Consider the following 9,376-nt stretch of genomic DNA (forward strand, 5'->3'; position numbering starts at 1 on the left):
CCTCGTGCGGCACCACGGTGATCGTGTCGACCGACGTGGCCGACTCGTTCTCGCCCTCGAAGACGAGCTTGCTGCCGGTCAGCTCGGTCAGCTCGTAGGTCAGCTCCGTCTCGACGCCGGCGATCTTCGAGACGTTGTGGAACTTCGTGCCGACGACGATCGGACCCTGGCCCTGACGCGTGCACGAGACGGTGCCGGGGTCCCAGTCCTCGGCGTGCGAGAAGTCCTTCAGGTAGTCGATGACGGCGGACGGCGAAGGGTTGACGGGGAAGGTACGGCTCACGGTAGGCATGACTCCACGCTAGGAGCGGCCCAGGCGTCCCACCTCACCCGTGGGGACAGGTCACGTCAGAACTCACCCGAGCCACGGCGCTGCCCGGCGTGTGTGCGCCGCCTTCGTCGCCGGCTCCATGGCGTCGTAGAGGTTGGCGATCATGCGTGAGCGCGGGTTGCCGGCGAAGACGTCGTGGTGGTCGCGCACGAACGTCCAGTAGAGCGCGTCCCAGTCGTCCTGCCAGTCGGTCCCCCACCCGGGCCCCGACTTGGCCGCGTAGTCGCTCATCTTGCGCAGGTAGTTGCTGCCCGACACGTAGGGCTTGGTGGTGATCGCGTCGCCCGCGCCGAACTGGCTCATCGCGTGCACGTTGGGCACCATCACCCAGTCGTAGGCGTCGATGAAGAGCTCCATGAACCACTCGTGCACGGCGTCCGGATCAGTCCGCAGCAGCGCCATGGCGTTGCCGAGCACCATCAGCCGCTCGATGTGGTGGGCGTAGCCGGTCTCGAGCACCCGCCCGATCACGTGGTCGACCGGATCGAGGCCGGTCTCCCCCGTCCACCAGCCGGCGGCCAGCGGCCGCGCGTGCGCGAGGTGGTTGCGCGAGCGCAACCGCCGTCCGTGCAGGTGGTACGTCGCCCGCATGTACTCGCGCCAGCCAATGACCTGGCGCACGAAGCCCTCGAGCGAAGCGAGCGGCACGTCGTCGGTCTCCCCCACCTCGAGCGCGCGCTCGAGCACGTGTCGCGGCGAGAGGAGCCCGATGTTGAGCGGCGCCGTCAGCAGCGAGTGGAAGAGGTAGGAGTGCTCGCTCGACAGCGCGTCCTCGTAGGGGCCGAACTCGGCGAACCGCTCGGCCAAGAACTCCTCCAGGCCTGCCTCGGCCTCGGCGTGACTCGTCGGCCACGCGAACGACGCCGCGTTGCCCGGGTTGTCGGGGAAAGCACGACCGACCCAGGCGATCGCCTCCTCGACCTCCTCGCACCGCCGCGCCGGCGTCACCTCGGGGACCAGGAGACCGCGCGGCAGCTTCTTGCGGTTGTCCTCGTCGAAGGACCACTTGCCACCGCGCGGCTGGTTGCCGTCCATCAGCACCTCGAGGCGCCGCCGCTGCCACGCATAGAAGTGCTGCATCCGCGGCTGACCCTTGGACGACGTGGCGAAGGCGTCGGCCACCTGTTGCCGGGTGGTCAGGAAGTTCGGTGACTCCAGGACGTCGTCGGGCCCGAGCATGTGGCCGGCGTCGCCCAGCGCCGCGACGAGGTCACGACCCAGCCAGTCGTCCACCACGTCGAAGACGCTGATCGACGTCGGTGCCAGGTCCTCGATCACTCGAGCCAACGCCGCGCGGCTCGTCGTACGACCGTCGGTGTCGATGCACACGACGTCGTAGCCGCTCTCGCGCAGACGGGCGGCGAAGCGACGCATGCTCGCGCGGTGCAGGACCAGCTTCTGCACGTGGAAGCGGTACTGGCGGAAGAGCAGGTCGTGCTCGACCAGCACGAAGGTCGTGCCGGCCGGGGCGTCGAGGTGCTCCTCGAACAGCTGGTGGGGCAGGACGAGTCGAACTGGACGGTCGGCCATGCGCCGACGTTAGCGACACTAGGCTCACCCGCATGGGCCTCATCGACTCCTGGAGCCTCGGCGAGCACACCGCCGACGGCATGACCTTCCCGACCTACCGCAAGGGCAACGGCCCGGGAGCGATCGTCATCCACGAGATCCCAGGTCTCACCGACGACGTCATCGGCTTCGGCGACGAGGTCGTCGAGGCGGGCTACACCGTGGTCATGCCTCAGCTCTTCGGCAAGATCGGTGGCCCCTTCGCCCTCACCAACGTCGTCAAGGCGATGTCGGGGGTGTGCGTGCGCAAGGAGTTCACCAAGCTCGCCACCCGTGAGACGACCCCGATGGCCGAGTGGCTGCGCAGCCTGGCGCGCGAGCTGCACGGCGAGCTCGGCGGCCCGGGAGTGGGCGCGCTCGGCATGTGCTTCACCGGCGGCTTCGCGCTGGCCATGATGGTCGACGAGTCCGTCGCCGCCCCCGTGCTCTGCCAGCCCTCGGTGCCCTTCCCGGTCGGGAAGACTCGCGCGGCCGACCTCAACCTCTCCCCCGGCGACCTCGCCAAGGTCAAGGAGCGGGCTGCCGCCGGCTGCGAGGTCCTCGGCCTGCGCTTCACCGGGGACGCCGCCGTGGGCACGCGTTTCGACACGCTCACCACCGAGCTCGGCCCTGCGTTCATCAAGGTCGAGTTCCCCGGGAGGCAACACTCCACGGTCACCACGCACCGCCAGCAGGAAGCCGTCGACCGGGTGCTCGCCTTCTTCGACGAGAAGTTGTCGGTCTGACCACGTGACGGACCTGAGCCTCGTCCTGCTCGCTGCCCTCGCGGCCGGACTGATCTGCACCACCATCCGGCTGCCCCCGCTCGTCGGGTTCCTGGCCGTGGGGTTCGCCCTGAACGCCGCCGGCGTGCCCGAGGTCGCCGGACTCGACACCCTGGCCGACCTAGGGGTGACGCTCCTGCTCTTCGGCATCGGCCTCAAGCTCGACGCGCGGATCCTCGGACGGCGCGAGGTCTGGCTGACCAGCGTCGTGCACCTCGGCGCGACGTCGGCGCTGGCGTGGGGCTACCTGGGGGTCATCGCCGTCGTCGCGTCCGGGCTGCTGGCCGACCAGGACTGGCAGTCACTGCTGGTCGTCGGCTTCGCCCTGTCGTTCTCGAGCACGGTCCTGGTCGTCAAGGCGCTCGACGAGTCCGGGTCCGGGCAGTCGCGCTACGGCGTCACCGCGCTCGGCATCCTCATCATCCAAGACATCGCCGCCGTGGTGTTCCTGACGATCGCGAAAGGTTCGCCGCCGAGCCCGTGGGCACTCCTCCTCGTCGGCCTCATCCCCGCCTCGATCCTCTTCCGTCGTGTGCTCGCACGCATCGACCACGGCGAGCTGATGCCGCTCTTCGGTCTCGCGCTGGCCCTGGGGCCGGGGTACGCGCTCTTCGAGGCCGTCGGGCTCAAGGGTGACCTCGGGGCCCTGATCATCGGCTTGCTGCTCGCGCCCGAGCGTCGTTCGTCCGAGCTGGCCAAGACCTTGTTCTCGGTCAAGGAGCTGCTCCTCGTCGGCTTCTTCCTCTCCATCGGCTTCACGGGCCTGCCGTCCGCGGGCGACGTCGTGCTCGCGCTGCTCCTCGTGCTGCTGGTCCCGTTCAAGTCGTGGGGCTTTGCCCTGCTGCTGCGGGTGCAGGGCCTGCGTCACCGGACGTCGATCAAGGCCGCTGCCGTGCTCGGCAACTACTCGGAGTTCGCCCTGATCGTCGCCGCGGTCGGGGCCTCCGCCGACCTCATCGACGAGCAGTGGCTGGTGGTCCTGGCCACCAGCGTCGCCCTCAGCTTTCTGCTCTCCACCCTGCTCGAGGCGCGCTCCGAGGCGCTCGTGCGGCTGGCCGAGAAGCGCTGGCCCACCCAGGACCCCGCCCAGCTGCACCCCGACGACCGACCGATCGACGTGGCGTTCGCCGACGCGGTCGTGCTCGGCATGGGCCGGGTCGGCCGGGCGACCTACCAGCAGCTCACCACGGAGTACGGCCTGCGAGTGGTGGGCATCGAGAGCAACGAGGAGCGGGCGGCGGCGCTGCGTGAGCAGGGCAAGGACGTGATCGTCGCCGACGCCATGGACCCCGACCTCTACCACCGCCTGACCAGCGCCGAGGACCTCGACCTCGCCGTCCTGGCGATGCCCTTCCACGGGGCCAACCTCGACGCGATGCGCCTGCTCGCCGGCCAGAAATTCGACGGCGTGGTCGTCGCTGTCGCGCAGTACGACGACGAGGCCGACGAGATGCGCACCCACGTCGACGCGGTGCTCGGGCTCTACGACGGCACCGGCACCGCACTGGCCGACAGCGCGGCCGAGCTCGGTGGGTTCAGCCGCCTGACGTGACGATCGAGTCGGTCGCCGGTGTCAGGTCGACCTCGTCGCCTATCGCGACGTGTCCGCCCTCGAGAACGCGAAACACCGACCCGCCGCGTCGTCGCAACGCCTCCTGCGCACCCCGGCCGATCGTGTCGTCGAGCAGCTTGCACGGCGCCGCCACGCGCACGACCTCGAGCAGGACGTCGCCGATCCGGATGCGGGTGCCGGGGTCGCGCGGCACGACGCCGTCGCTGATCGTGATGTTGCGCCGGGTCAGGTGGGCCGGCACGTCCGAGCCGTAGAGCTCGGGCGCCTCGGCCAGGGCGTCGGCACTCTGCAGCGTCACGTGGCGGTGCTTGGTGCCGTGGTAGCGATCGCCCAGGATCCCCTTGCCCGCCTCGACTTCCACGGCGTCGACGGCGCGCATGGGCAGTCGCGTCGCCTTCGCGATGTGGAGGAAGGAAATGGTCGGCACCGAACAAGCGTAAGAACTAGGCGACGCGCGTCCAGACGCCGGGTTGGCGCTGAATGAAGAGGTTCTGCGGGTTGCAGCCGGGTGGCGCGGGCGCCCGGGAGTGATAGGAGGCCCCGGCCGGTGTGGTGATCCGGGTGGTGTGGGGCTCGACGATCGCGCGGGAAATCACCTGGTGCCTGATGCCCGGGTCCTGCTTGGCGTAGTTGCAGCTCTCGCAGAGGCCCTGTCCGTTGTGGAGGGCCGTCGGGCCCCCGTCGGCGGCATCCTGCACGTGGTCGATGTGTCGGATGAAAGCGTCGCACCACGGCGTACGACAGCGACCGTCGCGCAGGCGGATGAAGGACCTCAGTAGCCCGTCGAAGGTGCGCGAGCTCGACTCCATGACGATGAGGTGGTCGGTGTCGGCGAAGAGACGCCGCACGCGGGTGCGAGCCTGGGGCGAGGCGAGCAGGAGCCGCCTGGCGAGGCCGGCCGGGATGGGGCCGAGGCCGGACACCTCGGCAGGCTCATTGGTCTCGCCGAGCAACGCCTCGGCTCCGACCACGATGTCCAGGTGCACCGGCACAGCGCTGGCGCCAGGAAGTCCGGCGAGCCGCTCGACGAAGAGATCGGCGATCAGTTGCGCTCGCGTGCGCTCGTCACCTTCGTGCAGCATGACGTCCGCTCGCTGACTGAGAGAGCTCATGATCGCGGCCATCTGCCAGTCAGCGACGTTGCCGGTGACCTCCCCGCACCCGTCAGCGCGAGCACGCGCCGCGACGTGCCGGCCGCGGTGGGCGCGCGCCCGACGGCGCTCAGCAGCAACTCCGTCGATGCGCTGCACGATCCGACGCGCGGCGTCGCGGAGGTCGCGGTCGCCGAGCGACGGGTTGTCCAGGAGGTGATGGGCCAGCGCAGTGTCGGCGGCACGCCGGTCCTCCAGGCACAGCACGGCGGTCTCGTCGACGATCAGCTCGGCACGACGCTCGTTGAGCTCGCCGGACTCGAGGAGAGCAAGGACCTCGGGATGGTCATCGACCAGCGCGCGAGCAAGTTTGACGTACCGCGCCCCGCGGCTGGGTGACTCTCGGCGGGCCAGACCGACCTCGGTCGCCATCGCCCTATCGCTAGTGGAGCCACGAAGGTCTGGCTCATCCAGACGGGCAGTCACGCGCGCCTGCCGAGCGCACAGCGCGGACTTGAGACGTTCGATCTCCTCCAGCTCGTCGACGCACTCCCGCGAAGATTCAGGGAGCGGGTGTGCGAACATGTGTTCGATTGTACGCGATCGGCGCGGAGCTTGGGAACCCCGGACTTACCGGTCGTTGCAGCAAGTCTTGTGTCGCGGACTGGCTTTGTGCTGCTGCTTTCCACCGCGAGTGACGCGGCTTCTGGGCCATGTAGGAACGGATCCAGACGATGTCGGCGGCGCGGGCGAACTGACGCGCAATGGGTCTGGGCAACTCGCTCCTGGCATGCGTAGTCGACAAGACCCACAGCACCGCGCGCTATAAGACTTCGAGCACGTCGGGGTTCTCGCAGGCTCGGGCGAACGCCGCGATCCGGGCGCGGATCTCGCGGCCCAGCAACCACCGGCCGATCGGGTCGGCAACCGGGGTGAGCCACGTCGGGCGACCAGACCATGTGTACTTCCACACGGCTCGAGTTCCGGCAACCCCGTCTCGGTCCTCGGGGGTGAAGCGCCAGCCGCCGCCGAAGGTTGCGAAGAACCACGGACCCTTCTCCATCGTCATGCCGACCGATGTCGGCGGGCGGTAGGAGACGTAACGGCTGATCATCGTCGGACCGACCCGCGCCTTGGTCAGGGTGCGGACATCCTTGCCCGGCCGGTCGGCGTCGATCAGGTGCTGATGCCGGGTGAACAGATCCCAGCTCAGCCGGACCTCACCGGTCGTCTGCGAGACCGCGAAGGCAGTGTCGGGCGGAACGGGTACCCATACGTCTGCTGTGACCTGGGGCATGCGCTGCATGCATGCCACGGAACCAACCACGCCCTGCCGCCTCGAAGGCCGCACACGTCAGCCCGGAACGGCAACCAGAGCCAGCGCGGCCAACGAGATCGTCCACGAGACGAAGCTCCCGACGAGGAAGTACTCGGTGACCTCATGGATTCCGGGACCGGTGGAGCCGTCAGCGCGGGCCGACTGGAGCTCGGGGAAGCGGAGCAGCCCCTTGGCGGCGATGACGATGCTCGCTGCGGTCACCTCGCCGGCCAGCCCGAGCCCGACGATGAGCAGTCGCTCCATCGGACCGAGCAACCGACCGCCCTTGAGCCCGGACATCGAGCCGGCGGCGGAGCCGGTCGTCGAACGGAGCGGGTGGGAGGTGCCGGTCACTCCGAGCACCAGGCGCACGATCACGTTGCCGGTCGAGAGCTGCACCAGCAGCACGCCGAGCAGGAGCAGCGCCCGGTCGGCCTCGAGCCCGGAGAGCAGGGGCAGGGTCGACTCCGTGAGCCACGTGGCGAGCAGCCCGTCGTCGACCCGCACCGTCGGTGAGGCCAGGACCGCCAGCGTCAGAACAGCTGCGAGCACCACCAGCGGCAGCGCGAAACGTCGACTGCCGAACCCGTAGGTCACCGACTCGCCCCACACCACGACGCCGCCGCACACGAGCACCAGCCCCAGCACCTCGAACAAGCCGCTGACACCGGCGAGAAGCCCTGCAGCCAGCACCACCCCGGCTGCCACAGCCTCAGCGACCCGGGGTCGACGCAACCACGAGAACACCAGGTCGTTGCACCCGATACCGACCAACAGCAGCCCGAGCCACGTCACGGTTGCGCCTCCATCCACTGGGTCATCGTCACGATCACGCCGATGCTGTCATGCCGCACGCGCTGTGAGATCGCTGAGGCGGACACGCCCTCCTCAGCTGCAAGCTCACGCTGCGACCGCCCGGACAGCACACCACGCAGCACCGACAGCGAGCGTTCGTCGAGGCGCGAGACGAGCTCGTCCCGGGCCAGCAGCGCAGCCTCGAGGGCCCCGACCTGCTCGTCGGGATCAGCCGACCGGAACGCCGTCCGAGACCCTCGTGTCACGGCACGCTGCGCGCGGTCCTCGGCGGCCTCGATGGCGTCGCGGGCAGCCCACCACCCCGGACCATCCTCGATGCCGGCCTTCTTGTCGAGCACGGCCGCGCCACCTCGGGCGATCCCGTGGCGCACGTCGTACGTCGGAAGCAGGGCCAGGCGCAGCGCGAGCGCGATGCCCGTGGCGGCACCGACCGTGGGCGCCGTCCCCTGGTACTCGTCCCCGACCGTGATGCGGAGGTCCGTGTCCCACCGACCGTTGACGTCGTCGAGCGCGGCGACGAGACTGTTGTGCAGCGCCGCGCGGTCAGCGGCGCCGCGGGAACCGATCACATCGCCGATGAGGACGATCGACTGCTTCATTTGCGCCATGTGAAGACAATACCTTCATATGGTCATAATGAATACCGATGCTTCACTCTCACGCCGAAAGGATGAGCCCGCTCGTCGGCACACCGGTGCCAGCGGTCACCAGCACGTGGGACGACGACGCCGCCTCGACCTGGTTGACCGACGAGCCGCGCACCTGACGCACGCCCTCGGCGATGCCGTTCATGCCGTGGATGTACGCCTCGCCGAGCTGTCCGCCGTGGGTGTTGAGGGGCAGCCGCCCGCCGACCTCGATCGCACCCCCGGCGATGAAGCCGGGAGCCTCGCCGCGACCGCAGAAGCCGAGCTCCTCCAGCTGCATCAGCACGTACGGCGTGAAGTGGTCGTAGAGGATCGCCATCGGCATGTCGGCCGGCACGAGCCCCGACTGGCGCCAGAGCTCACGCCCCACCACGCCCATCTCGGGGATCCCGATGTCGTCGCGGTAGTAGGACGTCATCACGAACTGGTCGCGCCCACTCCCCTGCGCCGCCGCCGCGATGTAGGCCGGCTTCTGCGCCAGGTCGCGCGCACGCTCGGCCGACACGACCACGATCGCCTGGGCGCCGTCGGACTCCTGGCAGCAGTCGAGCAGGTGCAGCGGGTCGACGATCATCCGCGAGGCCTGGTGGTCCTCGATCGTGATCGGCTTCTCGTAGAAGAAGGCGTGCGGGTTGGTGGCTGCGTGTCGACGGTCGGCCACCGCGACCGCACCGAAGTCGGCCGACGTGGCGCCGTACTCGTGCATGTAGCGGCGTGCCTGCATCGCGACCGTGGCGGCCGGGGTGCCGAGTCCGAACGGATAGCTCCACGCGTTGTCGAGTCCGTTGGTGTTGACCTGGGTGGCCGCGGCGACGGAGAACTGCCCGAACCGGCTCTCCGAGCGCTCGTTGAAGCCTCGGTAGGCCACGACCACGTCGGCGACGCCGGTGGCCACTGCCATTGCCGCCTGCTGGATCGTCGCGCAGGCGGCTCCCCCGCCGTAGTTGATCCGGCTGAAGAACCGCAGCTCGTCGAGGCCGAGCTCGCGGGCCACCGCGATCTCGGACGACGTGTCCATGGTGAAGGTGGTGAGCCCGTCGACGTCGGACGTCGTCAGCCCGGCGTCGGCCAGGGCGTGCTGGATCGCCTCGACCGAGAGCTGCAGCTCGGAGCGCCCCGAGGCCTTGGAGAACTCGGTCGCGCCGATGCCGGCGATGGCGGCCTTGCCGCTCAGCGAGCCCATCAGTCGGCCACCCTGACCGAGACGGTGCCGGTGACGTGGCTGCCGAGCGAGACCGCTCCCGTCACCGCGATCGTCGCAACGCCG

At 69.5% G+C, this 9,376-nt stretch carries 10 protein-coding genes; 2 read left to right on the forward strand and 8 right to left on the reverse strand.

The annotated features are described in order from the left end of the window. Together VOI19_RS07735 and VOI19_RS07740 are read right to left on the reverse strand one after the other, a co-directional pair. On the reverse strand, nt 1-292 hold a 292-nt coding region (locus tag VOI19_RS07735; protein WP_323792385.1), incomplete at its 3' end, for an SRPBCC family protein. A 63-nt stretch (nt 293-355) separates the two neighbouring features. After that, nucleotides 356-1,861 carry a cryptochrome/photolyase family protein gene (locus VOI19_RS07740; RefSeq protein ID WP_323792386.1) on the reverse strand — a complete coding sequence of 502 codons (1,506 nt, stop codon included), beginning with the start codon at nt 1,859-1,861 and terminating at the stop codon, nt 356-358. Between the two features lie 32 nt (nt 1,862-1,893). Between VOI19_RS07740 and VOI19_RS07745 the strand changes: the two genes are divergently transcribed. Further along, the gene (locus VOI19_RS07745) at nt 1,894-2,625 is read left to right on the forward strand and encodes a dienelactone hydrolase family protein (protein WP_323792387.1); all 732 of its coding nucleotides are present in this window, start codon (nt 1,894-1,896) and stop codon (nt 2,623-2,625) included. A 4-nt stretch (nt 2,626-2,629) separates the two neighbouring features. After that, the gene (locus VOI19_RS07750; RefSeq protein ID WP_323792388.1) at nt 2,630-4,216 is read left to right on the forward strand and encodes a cation:proton antiporter; all 1,587 of its coding nucleotides are present in this window, start codon (nt 2,630-2,632) and stop codon (nt 4,214-4,216) included. On the opposite strand, the gene VOI19_RS07755 is transcribed toward VOI19_RS07750, so the two are convergent. The 6 genes from VOI19_RS07755 to VOI19_RS07780 all read right to left on the reverse strand — a co-directional run bounded on the left by VOI19_RS07755 (nt 4,200) and on the right by VOI19_RS07780 (nt 9,292). Then, nucleotides 4,200-4,664, reverse strand: coding sequence for an MOSC domain-containing protein (locus tag VOI19_RS07755; RefSeq protein WP_323792389.1), 465 nt, complete (start codon nt 4,662-4,664; stop codon nt 4,200-4,202). The two genes, VOI19_RS07750 and VOI19_RS07755, sit on opposite strands and share 17 nt — an antisense overlap. A 16-nt stretch (nt 4,665-4,680) precedes the next feature. Beyond that, nucleotides 4,681-5,913 carry an HNH endonuclease gene (locus VOI19_RS07760; RefSeq protein WP_323792390.1) on the reverse strand — a complete coding sequence of 411 codons (1,233 nt, stop codon included), beginning with the start codon at nt 5,911-5,913 and terminating at the stop codon, nt 4,681-4,683. Nucleotides 5,914-6,151: 238 nt separating this feature from the next. Beyond that, nucleotides 6,152-6,655: an SRPBCC family protein gene (locus tag VOI19_RS07765; protein ID WP_323792391.1), complete on the reverse strand. Its 504-nt coding sequence runs from the start codon at nt 6,653-6,655 to the stop codon at nt 6,152-6,154. A gap of 27 nt (nt 6,656-6,682) precedes the next feature. Continuing rightward, entirely contained in the window at nt 6,683-7,441 is a 759-nt protein-coding gene (locus tag VOI19_RS07770; RefSeq protein WP_323792392.1) for a hypothetical protein, read from the reverse strand. Beyond that, complete coding sequence (locus VOI19_RS07775; protein WP_323792393.1) at nt 7,438-8,070, reverse strand: SatD family protein; 633 nt, start codon at nt 8,068-8,070, stop codon at nt 7,438-7,440. Before VOI19_RS07775 ends, VOI19_RS07770 begins: the two co-directional genes overlap by 4 nt. 49 nt (nt 8,071-8,119) lie before the next feature. Then, nucleotides 8,120-9,292 carry a lipid-transfer protein gene (locus VOI19_RS07780; RefSeq protein ID WP_323792394.1) on the reverse strand — a complete coding sequence of 391 codons (1,173 nt, stop codon included), beginning with the start codon at nt 9,290-9,292 and terminating at the stop codon, nt 8,120-8,122. Nucleotides 9,293-9,376: the final 84 nt, after the last annotated feature.

Source organism: Nocardioides sp. (assembly GCF_034670285.1).
Classification (GTDB): Bacteria; Actinomycetota; Actinomycetes; order Propionibacteriales; family Nocardioidaceae; genus Nocardioides.